The organism is Escherichia sp. E3659, from assembly GCF_005781135.1.
In the GTDB taxonomy this organism is placed as follows: Bacteria; Pseudomonadota; Gammaproteobacteria; order Enterobacterales; family Enterobacteriaceae; genus Escherichia.
On record NZ_VATQ01000027.1, the window covers coordinates 107,413 to 128,625 of the forward strand.

Genomic DNA, 21,213 nt, shown 5'->3' on the forward strand with positions numbered 1-21,213 from the left:
GTTCCCTGATAATTGCCGTGGACTTTCTGCGTGCTACGAAAGCAGGATAAGTCGCATTACTGATGGCTTCGCTATCATTGATTAATTTCACTTGCGACTTTGGCTGCTTTTTGTATGGTGAAAGATGTGCCATGAGGACACCGGCACATATATACAGCACACATCTTTGCAGGAAAAAACGCTTATGAAAAATGTTGGTTTTATCGGCTGGCGCGGTATGGTCGGCTCCGTTCTCATGCAACGCATGGTTGAAGAGCGCGACTTCGACGCCATTCGCCCTGTCTTCTTTTCGACTTCACAGTCTGGTCAGGCTGCGCCTTCCTTTGGCGGTGCTTCTGGCACACTTCAGGATGCCTTTGATCTGGAGGCGCTGAAGGCTCTCGATATCATCGTAACCTGTCAGGGCGGCGAGTATACCAACGAAATCTATCCAAAGCTCCGTGAGAGCGGATGGCAAGGTTACTGGATTGACGCAGCATCGTCTCTGCGCATGAAAGATGACGCCATCATCATTCTTGACCCAGTCAATCAGGACGTCATTACTGATGGATTAAATAAAGGCATCAGGACTTTTGTTGGCGGTAACTGTACCGTAAGCCTGATGTTGATGTCGTTGGGCGGTTTATTCGCCAATGATCTTGTTGATTGGGTTTCCGTTGCAACCTACCAGGCGGCTTCCGGCGGTGGTGCGCGACATATGCGTGAGTTGTTAACCCAGATGGGCCAACTGTATGGCCATGTGGCGGATGAACTCGCGACACCGTCCTCTGCTATTCTCGATATTGAACGCAAAGTCACGACCTTAACCCGCAGCGGCGAGTTGTCAGTGGATAACTTTGGCGTGCCATTGGCAGGCAGCCTGATTCCGTGGATCGACAAACAGCTTGATAACGGTCAGAGCCGCGAAGAATGGAAAGGTCAGGCGGAAACCAACAAGATTCTCAACACATCTTCCGTTATTCCGGTAGATGGTTTGTGTGTGCGTGTCGGGGCGTTGCGCTGCCACAGCCAGGCATTCACCATCAAATTGAAAAAAGATGTGTCTATTCCGACCGTGGAAGAACTGTTGGCGGCCCATAACCCGTGGGCAAAAGTGGTTCCAAACGATCGCGAAATCACTATGCGTGAGCTAACCCCAGCTGCCGTCACCGGTACGCTGACCACGCCGGTAGGCCGTCTGCGTAAGCTGAATATGGGACCTGAGTTCCTGTCAGCCTTTACCGTGGGCGACCAGCTGCTGTGGGGGGCCGCGGAGCCGCTACGCCGGATGCTTCGTCAACTGGCGTAATGTTTATTCATTAAATTTGGGGCGTAATGCTGCCCCTTTTAGTGCGTAGTACAGGAGTAAGCGCAGATGTTTCATGATTTACCGGGAGTTAAATAGAGCATTGGCTATTCTTTAAGGGTGGCGGGATACATACGTATTCAATGCCTTACCTGAAGTGAGGACGGCGTAGAGAGGATGCACAGAGTGCTGCGCCGTTCAGGTCAAAAAAATGTCACAACCAGATGTCAAAAATTAGTTGGATGGGGTGACACAATAAAACAGGAAGACAAGCATGTCCGATCGTATCGATAGAGACGTGATTAACGCGCTAATTGCAGGTCATTTTGCGGATCCTTTTTCCGTACTTGGAATGCATAAAACCACAGCGGGACTGGAAGTCCGTGCCCTTTTACCTGACGCCACCGATGTGTGGGTAATTGAACCAAAAACTGGACGCAAAGTCGCTAAACTGGAGTGTCTCGACTCTCGTGGATTCTTCAGCGGCGTCGTTCCTCGGCGTAAAAATTTTTTCCGCTATCAGTTGGCGGTTGTCTGGCATGGCCAGCAGAATCTGATTGATGATCCTTACCGTTTTGGCCCTTTAATCCAGGAAATGGACGCCTGGCTGTTATCTGAAGGTACCCACCTGCGCCCGTATGAAACCTTAGGTGCGCACGCAGATACTATGGATGGCGTTACCGGCACGCGTTTTTCTGTCTGGGCGCCAAATGCCCGCCGTGTCTCGGTTGTTGGGCAATTCAACTACTGGGATGGTCGTCGTCACCCGATGCGCCTGCGTAAAGAGAGCGGCATCTGGGAACTGTTTATCCCTGGCGCGCATAACGGTCAGCTCTATAAATACGAAATGATTGATGCCAATGGCAATCTGCGTTTGAAGTCTGATCCTTATGCCTTCGAAGCGCAGATGCGCCCGGAAACCGCTTCCCTTATTTGCGGACTGCCTGAAAAGGTCGTGCAGACCGAAGAGCGCAAAAAAGCGAATCAGTTTGATGCGCCAATTTCTATCTATGAAGTTCACCTGGGGTCATGGCGTCGTCACGCCGACAACAACTTCTGGTTAAGCTACCGCGAACTTGCCGATCAGTTGGTGCCTTACGCGAAATGGATGGGCTTTACCCACCTCGAACTGTTGCCAATTAACGAACATCCATTCGATGGCAGTTGGGGCTATCAGCCGACAGGTTTGTATGCGCCAACTCGCCGTTTTGGCACTCGCGATGATTTCCGCTATTTCATTGATGCCGCCCACGCAGCAGGTTTGAACGTGATTCTCGACTGGGTGCCGGGTCACTTCCCAACAGATGACTTTGCACTTGCCGAATTTGACGGCACAAATCTGTATGAACACAGCGATCCGCGTGAAGGCTACCATCAGGACTGGAACACCCTGATTTACAACTATGGCCGCCGTGAAGTCAGTAACTTCCTCGTTGGTAACGCGCTGTACTGGATCGAGCGTTTTGGTATCGATGCGCTGCGCGTCGATGCGGTTGCTTCGATGATTTATCGTGATTACAGCCGTAAAGAAGGCGAGTGGATCCCGAACGAGTATGGTGGACGCGAGAATCTGGAAGCGATTGAATTCCTTCGCAATACCAACCGTATTATCGGTGAGCAAGTACCGGGCGCAGTGACGATGGCGGAAGAGTCTACCGACTTCCCGAACGTTTCCCGCCCGCAGGATATTGGTGGTCTGGGCTTCTGGTACAAGTGGAACCTCGGCTGGATGCACGACACTCTGGATTACATGAAGCTCGACCCGGTTTATCGTCAATACCACCACAATAAACTCACCTTCGGGATGCTCTACAACTACACTGAAAACTTCGTCCTGCCGCTGTCGCACGACGAAGTGGTGCACGGCAAAAAATCGATTCTCGACAGGATGCCAGGCGATGCATGGCAGAAGTTTGCCAATCTGCGAGCCTACTATGCCTGGATGTGGGCGTTCCCGGGCAAGAAACTGTTGTTCATGGGTAACGAATTTGCCCAAGGGCGTGAGTGGAACCACGATGCCAGCCTCGACTGGCATCTGCTGGAAGGTGGCGACAACTGGCACCACGGTGTCCAGCGACTGGTACGCGATCTGAACCATACTTATCGTCACCACAAAGCTCTGCACGAGCTGGATTTCGACGCCTACGGCTTTGAATGGCTGGTGGTGGATGACCATGAGCGCTCGGTGCTGATCTTTGTGCGTCGCGATAAAGAGGGTAACGAAATTATCGTTGCCAGCAACTTTACGCCGGTGCCGCGCCATGATTATCGCTTTGGCATTAATCAGCCAGGTAAGTGGCGTGAGATTCTCAACACCGATTCCATGCACTACCACGGCAGCAATGCTGGCAATGGCGGCGCGGTACATAGCGATGAGATCGCCAGCCACGGTCGTCAGCATTCATTGAGCCTTACTCTACCACCGCTGGCCACTATCTGGCTGGTGCGGGAGGGAGAATGACACAACTCGCCATTGGCAAACCTGCTCCCCTTGGCGCGCACTATGATGGCCAGGGCGTCAACTTCACGCTCTTTTCTGCTCATGCTGAGCGGGTAGAGCTATGTGTGTTTGACGCTCAGGGCATAGAACACCGGTATGACTTGCCAGGACGCAGCGGCGATGTCTGGCACGGTTACTTGCCGGATGCGCGCCCGGGTTTGCACTATGGGTATCGCGTACATGGCCCCTGGCAACCTGCCGTGGGGCATCGCTTTAACCCGGCGAAGTTGTTGATTGATCCTTGCGCGCGGCAAATTGAGGGTGAGTTTAAAGATAACCCGCTGCTGCATGCAGGCCATAATGAACCTGATTATCGTGACAACGCCGCCATTGCGCCGAAATGCGTGGTGGTGGTCGATCACTATGACTGGGAGGATGACGCCCCGCCGCGTACGCCGTGGGGCAGCACCATCATTTATGAAGCCCATGTCAAAGGATTAACCTATCTGCATCCGGAGATCCCGGTTGAGATCCGCGGCACCTATAAAGCGCTCGGCCATCCGGTGATGATCAACTATTTAAAACGGTTGGGCATTACCGCGCTGGAACTGTTGCCAGTGGCGCAGTTTGCCAGTGAACCGCGCCTGCAACGCATGGGGCTAAGTAACTACTGGGGCTACAATCCGGTGGCGCTGTTTGCACTGCATCCGGCATATGCCAGCTCGCCCGAAACGGCGTTGGACGAGTTCCGCGACGCAGTGAAAGCCCTGCACAAGGCGGGTATTGAAATCATTCTCGACATCGTACTCAACCACAGTGCGGAACTGGACCTGGACGGCCCGGTATTCTCACTGCGCGGGATCGACAACCGTAGCTATTATTGGATAAGAGACGACGGCGATTATCACAACTGGACTGGTTGTGGTAATACGCTCAATTTGAGCCATCCGGCGGTAGTGGAGTACGCCAGCGCCTGTCTACGCTACTGGGTAGAAACCTGCCACGTTGATGGCTTCCGCTTCGATCTCGCAGCAGTCATGGGACGAACACCGGAGTTTCGTCAGGATGCGCCGCTGTTTATGGCTATCCAGAATTGCCCTGTGCTTTCGCAAGTGAAGTTAATTGCCGAACCGTGGGATATCGCGCCCGGCGGCTATCAGGTGGGCAATTTCCCACCGCTGTTTGCCGAGTGGAATGATCATTTCCGCGACGCCGCACGCCGTTTCTGGCTGCACTATAACCTGTCGCTGGGTGAGTTTGCCGGGCGTTTTGCCGCCTCCAGCGATGTTTTTAAACGTAATGGCCGTCTGCCGAGCGCTGCGATTAATCTCGTCACTGCGCATGACGGTTTTACGCTTCGCGACTGCGTTTGTTTCAACCATAAACACAATGAAGCAAATGGAGAAGAAAATCGCGACGGGACCAACAACAATTACAGTAACAATCATGGTAAAGAAGGGCTAGGCGGTACTCTTGATTTGATTGAACGGCGGCGCGACAGCATTCACGCCCTGTTAACGACGTTGTTGCTCTCCCAGGGTACGCCGATGTTACTGGCAGGTGATGAACATGGTCACAGCCAGCATGGCAATAACAATGCCTACTGTCAGGATAACCAATTAACGTGGTTGGACTGGTCACAGGCAAGCAGTGGGTTAACGGCGTTTACCGCCGCGTTAATCCATCTGCGCAAGCGCATTCCTGCTTTGGTAGAGGATCGCTGGTGGGAAGAAGGCGATGGCAACGTCCGTTGGCTGAATCGATATGCTCAACCTTTAAGCTCGGATGAGTGGCAAAACGGGCCAAAGCAGCTGCAAATTTTGCTTTCGGATCGTTTTTTGATCGCAATAAACGCCACGCTTGAGGTAACAGAGATTGTTTTACCTGCTGGGGAGTGGCACGCCATTCCCCCATTCGCTGGAGAGGATAACCCAGTGATTACGGCTGTCTGGCCGGGACCTGCACACGGATTGTGTGTGTTCCAGAGATGATAAAAAAGGAGTTAGTCATGGTTAGTTTAGAGAAGAACGATCACTTAATGTTGGCGCGCCAGCTGCCATTGAAATCTGTTGCCCTGATACTGGCGGGAGGACGTGGTACTCGCCTGAAGGATTTAACCAATAAGAGAGCAAAGCCTGCCGTACACTTCGGCGGTAAGTTCCGCATTATCGACTTTGCGCTGTCCAACTGCATCAACTCTGGGATCCGTCGTATGGGCGTGATCACCCAGTACCAGTCTCACACCCTGGTGCAGCATATTCAGCGCGGCTGGTCGTTCTTCAATGAAGAAATGAACGAGTTTGTCGACCTGCTGCCCGCGCAGCAGAGAATGAAAGGGGAAAACTGGTATCGCGGTACCGCAGACGCGGTCACTCAAAACCTCGATATCATCCGCCGCTATAAAGCGGAGTATGTGGTGATTCTGGCTGGTGACCACATCTACAAGCAAGACTACTCGCGAATGCTTATCGACCACGTCGAAAAAGGTGCGCGTTGTACTGTTGCTTGTATGCCAGTACCGATTGAAGAAGCCTCTGCATTTGGCGTTATGGCAGTCGATGAAAACGATAAAATTATCGAATTTGTTGAAAAACCGGCTAACCCGCCATCAATGCCAAACGATCCGAGCAAATCTCTGGCGAGTATGGGTATCTACGTCTTTGACGCCGACTATCTATATGAATTGCTGGAAGAAGACGATCGTGATGAAAACTCCAGCCACGACTTTGGTAAAGATTTGATTCCAAAAATCACCGAAGCAGGCCTGGCTTATGCGCATCCATTCCCTCTCTCTTGCGTACAGTCTGACCCAGACGCCGAGCCGTACTGGCGCGATGTGGGTACGCTGGAAGCTTACTGGAAAGCGAACCTTGATCTGGCCTCTGTGGTGCCAGAACTGGATATGTACGATCGCAACTGGCCAATTCGCACCTACAATGAATCATTGCCACCAGCGAAATTCGTTCAGGATCGCTCCGGTAGTCATGGGATGACCCTTAACTCACTGGTTTCCGGCGGTTGTGTAATCTCTGGTTCAGTGGTGGTGCAGTCCGTTCTGTTCTCACGCGTTCGTGTTAATTCATTCTGCAACATTGATTCCGCCGTATTGTTACCGGAAGTATGGGTAGGTCGCTCGTGCCGTCTGCGCCGCTGTGTCATTGACCGTGCTTGTGTCATTCCGGAAGGCATGGTGATCGGTGAGGATGCAGAGGAAGATGCACGTCGTTTCTATCGTTCAGAAGAAGGCATCGTGCTGGTTACGCGCGAAATGCTACGGAAGTTAGGGTATAAACAGGAGCGATAATGCAGGTTTTACATGTATGTTCAGAGATGTTCCCGCTGCTTAAAACCGGCGGTCTGGCTGATGTTATTGGGGCATTACCCGCAGCACAAATCGCAGATGGCGTTGACGCTCGCGTACTGTTGCCTGCATTTCCCGATATTCGCCGTGGCGTGACCGATGCGCAGGTGGTATCTCGTCGTGATACCTTTGCCGGGCATATCACGCTGCTGTTCGGACATTATAACGGGGTTGGTATTTACCTGATTGACGCGCCGCATCTCTACGATCGTCCCGGAAGCCCGTATCACGATACCAACTTATTTGCCTACACTGACAACGTGTTGCGTTTTGCGCTGTTGGGGTGGGTCGGGGCAGAAATGGCCAGTGGGCTGGACCCATTCTGGCGCCCTGATGTAGTGCACGCGCACGACTGGCATGCAGGCCTTGCGCCTGCGTATCTGGCGGCACGCGGGCGTCCGGCGAAGTCTGTGTTTACTGTGCACAATCTGGCCTATCAAGGCATGTTTTATGCACATCACATGAATGACATCCAATTGCCATGGTCATTCTTTAATGTTCACGGGCTGGAGTTCAACGGGCAAATCTCTTTCCTGAAAGCCGGACTGTATTACGCTGACCATATTACAGCGGTTAGTCCGACCTACGCTCGCGAGATTACTGAACCACAGTTTGCCTACGGTATGGAAGGTTTACTTCAGCAGCGTCATCGTGAAGGACGACTTTCCGGCGTACTGAACGGCGTGGATGAGAAAATCTGGAGTCCAGAGACGGACTTACTTTTAGCCTCGCGTTACACCCGCGATTCATTGGAGGATAAAGCGGAGAATAAGCGCCAGTTGCAAATCGCAATGGGGCTTAAGGTTGACGATAAAGTGCCGCTTTTTGCAGTGGTGAGCCGTCTGACCAGCCAGAAAGGCCTGGATCTGGTGTTAGAAGCCTTACCGGGCCTTCTGGAACAGGGCGGACAACTGGCGCTGCTCGGCGCGGGCGATCCGGTATTGCAGGAAGGTTTCCTTGCTGCAGCAGCGGAACACCCCGGTCAGGTTGGTGTACAGATTGGTTATCACGAAGCATTTTCGCATCGCATTATGGGCGGCGCGGACGTCATTCTGGTGCCCAGTCGTTTTGAACCGTGCGGTTTAACACAACTTTATGGATTGAAGTACGGCACGCTGCCTTTGGTGCGGCGTACCGGTGGGCTTGCTGATACAGTCTCTGACAGTTCTCTAGAGAACCTCGCAGATGGCGTCGCCAGTGGGTTTGTCTTTGAAGATAGTAATGCCTGGTCGCTGTTACGGGCTATTCGACGTGCTTTTGTACTTTGGTCCCGTCCTTCACTTTGGCGGTTTGTGCAACGTCAGGCTATGGCAATGGATTTTAGCTGGCAGGTCGCGGCGAAGTCGTACCGTGAGCTTTACTATCGCTTGAAATAGTTTTCAGGAAACGCCTATATGAATGCTCCGTTTACATATTCATCGCCCACCCTTAGCGTAGAAGCGCTTAAGCACTCTATCGCTTATAAGCTGATGTTTACGATTGGAAAGGATCCTGTCGTTGCCAATAAACATGAGTGGCTGAACGCAACGTTATTTGCTGTGCGCGATCGTCTCGTGGAGCGTTGGTTGCGCTCGAACCGTGCCCAACTGTCGCAAGAAACTCGTCAGGTTTACTACCTGTCGATGGAGTTTTTGATTGGCCGTACTCTCTCCAACGCCATGTTGTCGTTAGGTATTTATGACGATGTTCAGGGGGCGCTGGAGTCGATGGGGTTAAATCTCGAAGAGTTGATTGATGAAGAAAATGACCCGGGCCTCGGGAACGGTGGTCTGGGACGCCTGGCAGCTTGCTTCCTGGATTCACTGGCGACTTTAGGGTTGCCAGGTCGCGGCTACGGTATTCGTTACGACTACGGCATGTTCAAGCAGAACATCGTTAACGGCAGTCAGAAAGAGTCACCGGACTACTGGCTGGAATACGGCAACCCGTGGGAATTTAAACGACACAATACGCGCTACAAAGTGCGTTTTGGTGGACGTATTCAGCAAGAAGGCAAGAAAACTCGCTGGATTGAAACTGAAGAAATTCTGGCCGTTGCTTATGACCAGATAATCCCCGGCTATGACACTGACGCAACTAATACCCTGCGTTTGTGGAGCGCACAAGCCAGTAGCGAAATTAACCTGGGTAAATTCAACCAGGGTGACTACTTCGCGGCGGTGGAAGACAAAAACCACTCCGAGAACGTATCCCGCGTACTGTACCCGGACGACTCCACTTATTCCGGGCGTGAACTGCGTCTGCGTCAGGAATACTTCCTGGTTTCCTCGACCATTCAGGACATTTTAAGCCGCCATTATCAGCTGCATAAAACCTACGATAATCTGGCAGATAAAATCGCGATTCATCTCAATGACACCCATCCGGTGCTGTCGATTCCTGAGCTGATGCGTCTGCTGATTGACGAGCATAAATTCAGCTGGGATGACGCTTTTGAAGTGTGCTGCGAGGTCTTCTCTTACACCAACCACACGCTGATGAGCGAGGCGCTGGAAACCTGGCCGGTCGATATGCTGGGTAAAATTCTGCCGCGTCACTTGCAGATAATCTTTGAAATCAATGACTATTTCCTGAAAACCTTGCAAGAGCAGTATCCGAACGACACTGACCTGCTGGGACGGGCGTCAATCATTGATGAATCCAACGGGCGTCGTGTGCGGATGGCCTGGCTGGCGGTTGTCGTGAGTCATAAAGTTAACGGTGTTTCAGAGTTGCACTCTAACCTGATGGTGCAGTCGCTGTTTGCTGATTTTGCGAAAATCTTCCCGGGTCGTTTCACCAACGTTACCAACGGTGTGACGCCGCGTCGCTGGCTGGCGGTAGCGAACCCATCGCTTTCAGCTGTGCTGGACGAACACCTGGGCCGTAACTGGCGCACCGACCTTAGCCTGCTGAGCGAGCTGCAACAGCATTGTGATTTCCCGATGGTCAACCATGCGGTGCATCAGGCGAAGCTGGATAACAAAAAACGTCTGGCCGAATACATCGCCCAGCAGTTGAATGTGGTGGTGAATCCGAAGGCGCTGTTTGATGTGCAGATCAAACGTATTCACGAATACAAACGTCAATTGATGAATGTGTTGCACGTTATCACTCGTTATAACCGTATCAAGGCTGATCCGGATGCTAATTGGGTGCCGCGCGTGAATATTTTTGGCGGCAAGGCTGCTTCGGCTTATTACATGGCGAAGCACATTATCCATTTGATCAACGATGTGGCTAAAGTGATCAACAACGATCCGCAGATTGGTGACAAGCTGAAAGTGGTGTTTATCCCGAACTACAGCGTTAGTCTTGCGCAGTTGATCATTCCGGCGGCCGATCTGTCTGAACAGATTTCGCTGGCGGGGACGGAAGCCTCCGGCACCAGTAACATGAAGTTTGCCCTTAACGGCGCGCTGACTATCGGTACGCTGGACGGTGCGAACGTCGAAATGCTGGATCATGTCGGTGATGACAATATCTTTATCTTTGGTAACACAGCGGAAGAAGTGGAAGAACTGCGTCGTCAGGGTTACAAACCGCGTGAATACTACGAGAAAGATGAAGAGCTGCATCAGGTGCTGACGCAAATCGGCAGCGGTGTATTCAGTCCGGAAGAGCCGGGACGCTATCGCGATCTGGTTGATTCGCTGATCAACTTCGGCGATCACTACCAGGTACTGGCGGATTATCGCAGCTATGTCGATTGTCAGGATAAAGTCGACGAACTCTACGAGCGTCAGGAAGAGTGGACTGCAAAAGCGATGCTGAACATCGCCAATATGGGCTACTTCTCTTCAGACCGTACGATCAAAGAGTACGCCGATCATATCTGGCATATTGATCCAGTGAGATTGTAAGTTCGTAAAGTGGTAACTGCCGTGTGTTCCCTGAAAGCTATCGTTAATGGGCACACGGCATTTTTATATCAGATAAACGATATGTCATGACAATTTACAGACAGTATCGATATATAATTCATATTTATTAATTCTTAATAATAATTCTCATCTGAGTATGTATCATACAATAAACATTATAAGTAACTAATAAATTATTTATTATATTTATATATTACTCCATTCTTCAGCTATCCTGTCTAAAATAAATCTCTTTGTTTTCAAATAACTGTATTTTTATATAAAGTCAATCATTGCGAGCATGGATTCTTTTAGTTATATTACCAAGCAGCTCATATAATATTTTCCAGCCATTCTATCTCTTATTTTTTCTGTGGTTAACTACACCAGCTTTATTCATTTAAATAATGTGACTTGTTAAAGCTGAATGTAAAAATAATCGCCAATATTGCTTGGATTTTTTAACAAAAGGAAAGGTATAAATGAAATTCAATCTATCTAATTTATCCGCAGTTTTACTCGCATCAGGTATGCTGATGTCAACTGCGGTAACCGCTGCGCCAGGCGATGCATCACAATTTGGTGGTGCGGATACAGACTGGAGCACCGTTGATTATCCAAAACTCACCGATATGGATAGCAACACCGATGCAATGGGCGGAAACATCCGCTTTACTGGTCGTGTGGTTAAAGCGACGTGTAAGGTTGCTACAGAATCGAAACAGATTGAAGTGGTACTGCCAGTCGTACCTTCTAACGCTTTCACGGGCATGGATACTGAAGCAACGGGCGCCAGTAACCAGACTGACTTCAACATTAAACTGACCGACTGTAGCAATACGGACAGTCAAAACATTGAATTTCGTTTTACTGGCGTAGCAGACAGTGCCAACCAGACGCTTGCCAATGAGGTTGAAGGGTCCGCTGATGCCGATGGTAATGGCGAAGCAGGTGCAACAGGTGTAGGGATTCGTATTTATTCTAAAAATACGACAACTACTGGCCTGATTAAACTGAATACACAAACTCCTCAGGGGAGTAGTTCTTCGGCAGCCTACGTGATTCCTGGCGATGCAGCCACTCATGATTTTACTGCGGCATTTACCGCGGGCTATGCGCAGAACGGTAGTACCGTTGCACCAGGTCTGGTGAAATCGACGGCAAGTTTCGTCGTGCTGTACGAATAATTACAGCAAGATAATTTCAGGTTACAGTTAATTGTAGCCTGAAATTAATATTACGTGTTTATTTATAATAAATAGACACGTATTAGTAATTACAATTAATTTCATCTACAAGGATGCAGTATGAGATGGATTTCAAAAAATAAATGTTTTACGAATAGAAACATTAATCCTTTGCAGAAGGCTCATTATGTCATAAGGGCCGGTGCTCTATTTTTACTATCCGCCATATCTATCAATGCTATTGCTGCGGGTGGCTTCGGTCTTGGTTCTACGCGTCTGGTTTATCCATCTGACAGTCAGCAAATTACGTTAAGTGTACAGAATGGTGGGGCTAACACCAGCTATTTAATCCAGTCATGGATTGATGACAATCAAAGCAGTAAAAAAAGTCAGGATTTTGTGGTTACGCCTCCTTTATTTATGTTGCCAACGCGAAAAGAAGCCTCATTGAGGATAATGTTTATTGGTAAATCACAGTTACCGACTGATCGCGAAACATTATTCTGGATGAATGTGAAAGCGATTCCACCAACGGATGAGAAGAATACCCAGAAAAACACGTTACAACTGGCGTTACAAAACAGAATTAAATTATTTTACCGTCCGACTAATTTACCCGTTCAAGCTGGTAAAGCACGGGATATGCTGCGATTTAAATACGAAGGTAAACAGCTGAGAGTCATTAACCCTTCTCCCTATTATCTGACGGTGACTGGAATCAGGGTGCAAGGGGCAAAATTACCTAATGCGTTTGTTCCACCGAAAAGTGACGTAACAGTGTCTTCACCAGTGACGTTAGCCGGTGAAATTACTTATCAAACTATCAATGATTACGGTGCCACAACGGCCAGGCAAAAGGGAACGATGCAATAAACCTGGAAGATTAAAACGTTAAAGCAACTCAGGTCAGGGATATGAACCTAAAGCTCAGAAAACTCGAACACAGGATGGCAAGGCACAAGCAGATGAGGCGGTGTATGCTGCTTCTACTGACACTTTTGCCTACATGTTCAGTGGCGGGTATGCGCTTTAACCCTGCATTCCTGTCGGGTGATACTGAAGCTGTTGCTGATTTATCTCGTTTTGAGAAAGGGATGACGTATCTTCCGGGTAGCTATGAGGTTGAAATATGGGTCAATGATTCGCCTTTGACATCACGTAAGGTTACTTTCAAAGCTGATGATCAGAATCAGTTGATCCCCTGTTTTTCGCTCGATGAGTTAGTTACTTTAGGAATTAACAAAAGTGCATTGCCGGAGCAGGCGCAAGCAGAGGGGAATAATTGTCTCGATTTACGTATATGGTTTGCAGAAGTTCAATATACTCCTGAACTGGATGCGCAACGACTCAAACTGACCTTTCCGCAGGCAATATTAAAGCATGAAGCACGTGGTTATATTCCACCTGAGGAATGGGATAATGGTATCCCAGCCATTCTTATTAATTATGATTTTTCTGGCAACAGCGATCGTGGAGACTATGCGTCTGATAGTTATTATTTAAATCTTCGTTCAGGTTTAAACTTAGGAGCGTGGCGTTTTCGTGATTATTCTACATGGAGTCGTTCAGGTAATTCACCGGGTAAAATTGCACATGTGAGTAGTACGTTACAACGGGTCATTATTCCGTTCAAAAGTGAATTAACACTGGGTGATACCTGGTCTTCATCAGATGTTTTCGACAGCGTGAGTATTCGGGGTGTCAAACTTGAGTCCGATGAAAACATGCTGCCGGATAGCCAAAGTGGCTTTGCCCCGACTGTGCGCGGCATTGCTAAAAGTAATGCCCAGGTCACGATTAAACAAAATGGCTATGTCATTTATCAGACATATACTCCCCCTGGGCCTTTTGAAATCAACGATCTGAACCCTACGTCTTCCGCAGGGGATTTAGAAGTTACGATCAAAGAGTCTGATAATTCCGAAACTATCTATACCATTCCTTACGCTGCTGTACCCATCCTTCAACGCGAAGGACATATTAAATATTCCGCAACTGCCGGTAAATATCGTAGTAATAGCTATAATCAAAACAATCCGAATATCTTTCAAGGAGATTTGATTTGGGGGTTACCCTGGGATATTACCGCCTATGGAGGAATACAATACTCTAATAATTATCGGGCCATAGCACTCGGGCTTGGGTTCAACCTTGGTATGTTTGGTGCGACCTCATTTGATTTGACGCAAGCCAATAGCACACTTGCTGATGGCAGTAAACATCAAGGGCAATCGTACCGTTTTCTATACTCAAAATCGTTAGTGCAAACAGGTACGGCTTTTCAGATTATTGGTTATCGCTACTCGACGGAGGGGTTTTATTCGTTGAGTGATACCACATACAAACAAATGTCGGGTACGGTTATCGATCCAGATACCCTTAATGAAAAAGACTATGTTTATAATTGGAATGATTTTTATAATTTACGTTATAACAAAAGAGGAAAGTTTCAGGCAAATATATCGCAACCATTGGGCGAATATGGCTCTATGTATTTGGCAGCGAGTCAACAATCTTACTGGAATACGAATAATAAAGATACCTTATACCAGGTTGGCTATAATACGAGTGTGCATGGGGTTTATTTAAACATTGCTTATAATTACAGCAAATCACCAGGTTCAGATGCGGACAGAATCTTATCCGTCAATATCTCATTGCCGATCAGTAATTGGTTATCACCAGCAGTTGATGGGCGCACTGCGACAAATTCTATGACAGCGACCTATGGTTACAGTCAAGATAATAGCGGTCATGTAAATCAGTATGCTGGAGTATCTGGATCGCTTCTGGAACAACATAATCTCAACTATAATATTCAACAAAATTTTGCCAACCAGAATAATGGCGAAAATGGCTCGGTAGGGTTAAATTACCGCGGTACATATGGTTCACTAAATTCTGGATACAGCTACGATAATAATGGTAACCAGCAATTTAACTATGGTTTAAGCGGTGCCATGGTTGTTCACGAAAATGGTTTAACGCTAAGTCAGCCGTTAGGTGAAACAAATATACTGATAAAAGCACCAGGAGCAAACAATGTAAATGTGGAGCGCGGAACGGGGGTTAAAACAGACTGGCGTGGCTATGCTGTCGTACCTTATGCCACGGAATATCGGCGTAATAATATCTCTTTAGACCCTATGTCTATGAGTATGCATACAGAATTAGATGCCACTACTATGGAAGTGATACCCAGTAAAGGTGCTTTAGTTCGCGCTGAGTTTAATGCACATGTCGGTATTCGTGGTTTATTTAATCTTCACTATCGTAATAAACCAGTTCCATTTGGTGCGACGGCCAGTGTACCCACTGAGGGGACCACTCAGATTACAGGAATAGTGGGTGACAGTGGGCAGGTTTATCTCTCCGGTTTGCCTTTACGAGGCATAATAAATATACAGTGGGGAGAAAGTTCTTATCAGCAATGTCAGGCAAGCTATCAATTACCGGAAAGCGAGCTGGATAATGCCATTAGCTATGCAAATCTGGAGTGCCGCTAATGAATATATTACAGAAATTTATTCTATTAATTTTTACATCATTGTTCATGATGGTGATTTCATGTAACGCACTGGCTAACGATACCGTAGTAGTCACATTTACAGGACAATTATTAGCAAAAACGTGTGATATTACAGCTGGAAGCAAAGACCAGCCAGTAAATATGGGAACTTATGACGTCAATGATTTTTTGAATGTAGGGGATGTTTCTGGCAGCCATACATTTACGATTAATCTGGAAGGATGTCCTACAACAACCAGTACTGTGTATAGTTCAGGAGTAAGTGCTAATGTGAGGTTTACTGGAGATACTGATGCTATTAATACCACTTTATTACGCCTTACTTCCAGTGCAGATAGTGCAACTGGAGTGGGCGTCGAAATTTTAGATAGCAATGATAAAATTATAGCGATTAATAGTGAGTCAGGGTTCAAAGAATTAATTTTAGATAATAATGGCGATGCCAGTTTAGCCTTTAAACTCCGCTATAAGTCAACTCAGCAAAACGTACATGCGGGGCAGGCGAATGCACTGTTGTACTTTGATATAGACTATCAGTGAGGATAATATGGCGCGCTATTGGAACTTAATTGCTCTGTTATTCTCTGTGATATCAATACCATCCATTGCTGATGATACAACACATGCAGGTATTGTACGTATAGAAGGAATAATAACGGCAAAGACTTGTATTGTTGCCGATGAGTCTAAAAATTTCACAGTTAACATGCCTGATGTTCCCAGTTATATGGTGAGAAATTCAGGGAGTGTTACTGAAAAAATTGGCTTCTCTGTAAAGTTAACCCGTTGTGGCAGTGATGTCAGTAATGCCAATGTCACGTTTGATGGAACATCAGTCAGTGAAGACGCGGCCCTATATAAACTGGAAGAGGGCTCAGTCGAGGGGTTAGCACTGGCTATTTTTGATAACAACAGACAAAGTATTAGTAATGGTATAAAGAGTACAAGTTATGCCCTTACACCATTGGTAGATAATACATTGCATTTTTTTGCTGCTTATAAAGCTATAAAAAATGATGTACAACCAGGAGATGCGAATGCATCAGTTTCCTTTATCGTCACTTATGATTAATGTGCTGATACCCCTTTTAATATGTTGCACAAATGCGCAGGCAGGGGTTGTCGTTGGTGGTACTCGTTTTGTTTACCCAGAAAAGCAGTCATCAATTTCGGTCGGGCTTAAAAATACTGGCAGTAAAGATATGCTGGTTAAAGTTTCCGTGGCACCTGATGATGGCCGCCAGTTAAAAGGCACACTGGAATCCCAGCCTTTACTTCCAGATAAGGCGTTTATTGCCACACCACCATTATTGGTACTTAAACCAGATAAAAATACCAAAATAAGAATTAATCGCGTGGGTGATCAGTTACCTGCAGATCGTGAGAGTTTATTTATACTCAATGTTGCAGCGTTACCTGCTCAGGAACAAAACTCACAGCTTAAGAATGAAAATCAACTCCAGATAGCTGTACGCAATAGGATGAAAATATTTTATCGCCCGGAGACGTTATCAGGTAACCCACTTGATGCTTATCAACAGTTACGCTGGTCGCGACACAATGAAGCTGTCACCATTTTTAACCCTACGCCCTGGTATGTGACACTCTATAATTTATCTATTGATGGTAAAAGCATAAATGGTGGCATGGTCGCACCATTTAGCCATCGTCAACAGAATTGGTGTCAGCGGCAAGGAAATTGTGAGATTAACTGGCAAACGTTGGATCTTTACAATAATGCTTTACCTGTTTGGAGCGTAAAATTAAATGTTTTACAAAATAATGCTGTGGGTGCAGTAGCGATACATGGATAACCGGAGATGCATGATGCTTACTTATTTTTGGGGAAATATAAAAACAATTTGTATATTGTTTATTCTTTTAGTCAGTAGCTGCTATAACATCGTATATGCTGAAGATATGGGACGGGATCGCGCTTTTTGTTATCCTGGTGCACCAGGTAATAATACTACTCCTGCGACATTTTCTTATAACTTTGGTACGGTGACTGTCTCAGATGTTAATAACAACTCTCCCGGAACAGTATTACCAGCGCAGAACTGGAAAATAGGGCGTTATAAGGCTTATTGTAATTCTCTGGATGATTATGAAATTTATTTTTCTGGTGTGTCTGGAATTGATCCGTCGGGAGCGGCTGGTGATCATCAGGGGAGCGATATATTTATACCATTGACACATGAGATATCTGTTTCGACACATATTAAACTTTATAATAAAAACGGCACAATGACAGATAAGACGGTACCTTTTGAGAACTATAGCACCAATTATCCAGCGGACAGAAGTAAACCAGATAATTGGTCCTCTGGAACAGAAGGTTATATAAAAATCAGACTTGATAAAAAAATAATATCCGATATATCGATAAATAACGTATTGCTGGTTTCTTTGTATGTCAGCCAATTCCCAACAGAGCACGGACCAATTCCCGTATTTAATGCTTATATTGGTAACTTAAATATTGAGGTTCCACAAGGCTGCACAATTAATGAGGGCACCAGCTTTACCGTTAATATGCCGGATGTTTGGGCCAGTGAGTTAAGTCGTGCTGGCGCCGGAGCAAAGCCAACAGGTGTTTCTCCAGTTGCAACCACTATTCCGATAAATTGTACGAATAAGGATATTGATGCCGTAATGACGCTGGTTTTTGATGGCAATATCTCATCAACGAGAGATGTTAATGGCCGGCAAAGCATTATTCAGGCGGAGGATAACCCAGACGTTGGCATTATGATTATGGATAGCCAACAGGAATCCGTAGACTTGAACGCCCTTGCTGCGCATGTTGGTGTGCCATTTAAGTTAATTGAAAACCGAGCTGAGTCAGCTCAGACGGCAGACGTAACTTTTCTGTCTCTCCCCGTTAGTACCACAGGGCGACTACCCGCTGCGGGTCGTTATAATGCCCTGGCTGTTTTGCGGGTGGAATACCAGTGATGTATGAGTCAGTGCAGAAACGGATTAGCCCGCTTTTAGCCATCGGTGCAAAATAAAGCACAGTAACAGCAAGGATGAATAATATGCAAAACAGAAAATGGATTTTGACCTCGCTGGTAATGACTTTTTTCGGCATCCCCATACTGACGCAATTTTTGGCAGCGGTGGTTGCCATGCTGGGGGCCGGGCTTGCCGCCATTCTTGAAGTTTGCAATTTACTCTTCACGCCAACAATTTACCTTCTGCTTAACATTTTTATGTTGGCGCTGGGTGCGATAATGCTATTTTTCTCGGGGCGAGTATGGGCGGGCGATAGTGCACCAGAAAAAAGAGAAATAGCCGCCTGGCGGCAATGTCTTTTTTTAGTTCCCGCTTTATTAACCCTGATTGGCTGGATAATCACGCTGCATCTGGCAGATTATCAATTTCGCCAGATGGGATCAGGTTGCTTGGCAGACCTTATGCTCCCCTGGCTGGGCGTTTTGTTAGTCTCATTAGTCGGTGGTGAGTACTGGTGGGTAGTCATTATTCCCGTTGGGGCACATATCAGTTTTTCGCTGGGATACAGCTGGCCAACCAGACATTCTTTAACCGGCACATCCGGGCTACGTTGCCGTAATTCTCTCCTGTTTATCCTTCTCATGCTTGGTTTTGTCGCTGGTTATCAGGCTTATTTATATAAACAGCTCAATCCCGGCGTTGGTGTACGCGAAAATATTGATACCTGGGCCTGGCAACCCGATAAACTCAATAATCAACTGACGCCACTGCGTGGTAAACCGCAAATTCAGTTCACGCAAAACTGGCCGCGACTCGATGGCGCCACGGCAGCGTACCCAATTTATGCTTCTGCCTTTTATGCGTTAAGCGTAATACCAGAGGATTTTCACGTCTGGGAATATCTGGATAACTCTCGTACCCCCGAAGCATATAATAAGATTGTTAAAGGTGATGCCGATATTATCTTTGTGGCTCAACCTTCCGGTGGGCAGAAAAAACGCGCTGAGGAATCGGGCGTCACTTTGCTGTACACGCCTTTTGCCCGTGAAGCGTTTGTTTTCATCGTCAATGCGGATAACCCGGTTAATTCCCTGACTGAACAACAAGTGCGTGACATCTTCAGTGGTGCAATTACCAACTGGCGCACGGTTGGCGGTAACGATCAGGAGATCCAGACTTGGCAACGCCCGGAAGACTCTGGCAGTCAGACGGTGATGCAATCACAGGTCATGAAAAATGTCCGCATGATCTCACCACAGGAAACTGAGGTGGCTAGCATGATGGGAGGAATGATTAAAGTTGTTGCCGAATACCGTAATACAAACAACGCAATAGGCTACACCTTCCGCTATTACGCGACGCAAATGAATGCTGACAAAAATATTAAATTATTATCGATTAACGGTATTACACCGACTGCGGAAAACATCCGTAACGGCAAATATCCGTATATCGTCGATGCCTTTATGGTAACGCGGGAAAATACGACGTCAGAGACACAAAAATTGGTGGAATGGTTTTTAACTCCGCAAGGGCAGAGCCTGGTGGAAGATGTGGGATATGTGCCGATGTATCCAACAATGAAATAACCCTCGAGGGAAAGGAATCAGCGCGATGAATAAATTCACAGGCGTTTTACTGTTAGGTGCAGTATTACTGGCGGGATGCGCCGACCGGGAAGGGTACTATAACAGCGTCAGGGAAGAAGAGAGCCATGGCCTGACGTCTCTGCGGGGACAGCCTGAATTACGTTACAGCGAAGATTGGACAAGATGGCCGAGAGTGTACGGTGCAACAGCTTTATACCCGCTGTATGCTTCTGCATATTATGAATTAGTACCGGAGCCGAAAGATGCGGATCAAACCTCGCTGGCCTGGCAGGCGTATGGTTTACAGCAAACCCGAACAGCTGAAGCCTACGATAGTCTGATTAAAGGTACTGCGACTGTTATTTTTGTCGCGCAACCTTCTGAAGGGCAGAAAAAACGTGCAGAAGAAGCGGGTGTTAAGCTGAAATATACCGCCTTCGCTCGCGAAGCCTTTGTCTTTATCGTTGATATCAAAAACCCGGTGAATTCACTCAGCGAACAGCAGGTCAAAGACATTTTTAGCGGTAAAGTGAGTCGCTGGAATAAAGTGGGCGGCAGTGACGAAAGTATAAAAGTCTGGCAGCGGCCAGAAGATTCTGGAAGCCAAACGGTTATGAAGGGACTGGTTATGCAAGATACTCCAATGCTGCCAGCTAAAAAATCCACTGTTATCGATCTTATGGGCGGTTTAATTACCGAAGTCGCCGACTACCAAAATACACCATCTTCCATTGGATACACCTTCCACTATTACGTCACACGTATGAATGACAATATGCTCAAAATGCGCAAACAGATCAAACTGCTGGCTATAAATGGCGTTGCGCCTACAGAGGAAAATATCCGTAACGGCACTTATCCGTACATAATTGATGCTTATATGGTGACGCGCGAAAACCCCACACCGGAAACGCAGAAATTTGTTGACTGGTTTTTAAGCCCGCAGGGACAGCAATTGGTAGAGGATGTAGGCTATGTGCCGCTGTATAAAACGTTATCCGATATTAAATAATAAAGTAAAC

15 protein-coding genes are annotated in these 21,213 nt (G+C 47.3%); all 15 read left to right on the forward strand.

The features are described from left to right. The first annotated feature begins 184 nt into the window (after positions 1-184). Positions 185-1,288, forward strand: a complete 1,104-nt coding sequence (gene asd / locus FEK47_RS18260; RefSeq protein WP_130217716.1) for an aspartate-semialdehyde dehydrogenase — start codon at positions 185-187, stop codon at positions 1,286-1,288. A gap of 271 nt (positions 1,289-1,559) precedes the next feature. Beyond that, positions 1,560-3,746 carry a 1,4-alpha-glucan branching enzyme gene (gene glgB, locus FEK47_RS18265; protein ID WP_130209043.1) on the forward strand — a complete coding sequence of 729 codons (2,187 nt, stop codon included), beginning with the start codon at positions 1,560-1,562 and terminating at the stop codon, positions 3,744-3,746. Further along, positions 3,743-5,716, forward strand: coding sequence for a glycogen debranching protein GlgX (glgX, locus tag FEK47_RS18270; RefSeq protein WP_135487126.1), 1,974 nt, complete (start codon positions 3,743-3,745; stop codon positions 5,714-5,716). The genes glgB and glgX overlap by 4 nt, the downstream gene beginning before the upstream one ends. A 17-nt stretch (positions 5,717-5,733) precedes the next feature. After that, on the forward strand, positions 5,734-7,029 hold the full coding sequence (gene glgC, locus FEK47_RS18275) for a glucose-1-phosphate adenylyltransferase (RefSeq protein ID WP_130217714.1): 1,296 nt from the start codon (positions 5,734-5,736) through the stop codon (positions 7,027-7,029). Beyond that, the gene (gene glgA, locus FEK47_RS18280; RefSeq protein ID WP_130217712.1) at positions 7,029-8,462 is read left to right on the forward strand and encodes a glycogen synthase GlgA; all 1,434 of its coding nucleotides are present in this window, start codon (positions 7,029-7,031) and stop codon (positions 8,460-8,462) included. Before glgC ends, glgA begins: the two co-directional genes overlap by 1 nt. 18 nt (positions 8,463-8,480) lie before the next feature. Next, complete coding sequence (gene glgP, locus FEK47_RS18285; RefSeq protein WP_135385391.1) at positions 8,481-10,928, forward strand: glycogen phosphorylase; 2,448 nt, start codon at positions 8,481-8,483, stop codon at positions 10,926-10,928. A 482-nt stretch (positions 10,929-11,410) separates the two neighbouring features. Continuing rightward, a complete protein-coding gene (locus tag FEK47_RS18290) occupies positions 11,411-12,115 on the forward strand; it encodes a fimbrial protein (RefSeq protein ID WP_135487127.1) in 705 nt (234 codons plus the stop codon). 120 nt (positions 12,116-12,235) lie between these two features. Further along, positions 12,236-12,988 (forward strand): fimbria/pilus periplasmic chaperone, encoded by a 753-nt coding sequence (locus FEK47_RS18295; RefSeq protein ID WP_135487128.1) that lies wholly within the window; start codon positions 12,236-12,238, stop codon positions 12,986-12,988. Between the two features lie 41 nt (positions 12,989-13,029). Further along, positions 13,030-15,621, forward strand: coding sequence for a fimbrial biogenesis usher protein (locus FEK47_RS18300; RefSeq protein WP_167854657.1), 2,592 nt, complete (start codon positions 13,030-13,032; stop codon positions 15,619-15,621). After that, on the forward strand, positions 15,621-16,184 hold the full coding sequence (locus FEK47_RS18305; protein WP_135487129.1) for a fimbrial protein: 564 nt from the start codon (positions 15,621-15,623) through the stop codon (positions 16,182-16,184). Before FEK47_RS18300 ends, FEK47_RS18305 begins: the two co-directional genes overlap by 1 nt. A 7-nt stretch (positions 16,185-16,191) precedes the next feature. Then, positions 16,192-16,716: a fimbrial protein gene (locus tag FEK47_RS18310; protein ID WP_135487130.1), complete on the forward strand. Its 525-nt coding sequence runs from the start codon at positions 16,192-16,194 to the stop codon at positions 16,714-16,716. Next, positions 16,682-17,458 (forward strand): molecular chaperone, encoded by a 777-nt coding sequence (locus FEK47_RS18315; protein WP_135487131.1) that lies wholly within the window; start codon positions 16,682-16,684, stop codon positions 17,456-17,458. Before FEK47_RS18310 ends, FEK47_RS18315 begins: the two co-directional genes overlap by 35 nt. Positions 17,459-17,471: 13 nt before the next feature. Next, positions 17,472-18,602, forward strand: a complete 1,131-nt coding sequence (locus tag FEK47_RS18320; protein WP_135487158.1) for a fimbrial protein — start codon at positions 17,472-17,474, stop codon at positions 18,600-18,602. An 83-nt stretch (positions 18,603-18,685) separates the two neighbouring features. Next, on the forward strand, positions 18,686-20,191 hold the full coding sequence (locus FEK47_RS18325; protein ID WP_138183312.1) for a PstS family phosphate ABC transporter substrate-binding protein: 1,506 nt from the start codon (positions 18,686-18,688) through the stop codon (positions 20,189-20,191). Between the two features lie 25 nt (positions 20,192-20,216). Beyond that, on the forward strand, positions 20,217-21,203 hold the full coding sequence (locus FEK47_RS18330; RefSeq protein WP_135487132.1) for a PstS family phosphate ABC transporter substrate-binding protein: 987 nt from the start codon (positions 20,217-20,219) through the stop codon (positions 21,201-21,203). Positions 21,204-21,213 lie beyond the last annotated feature (10 nt).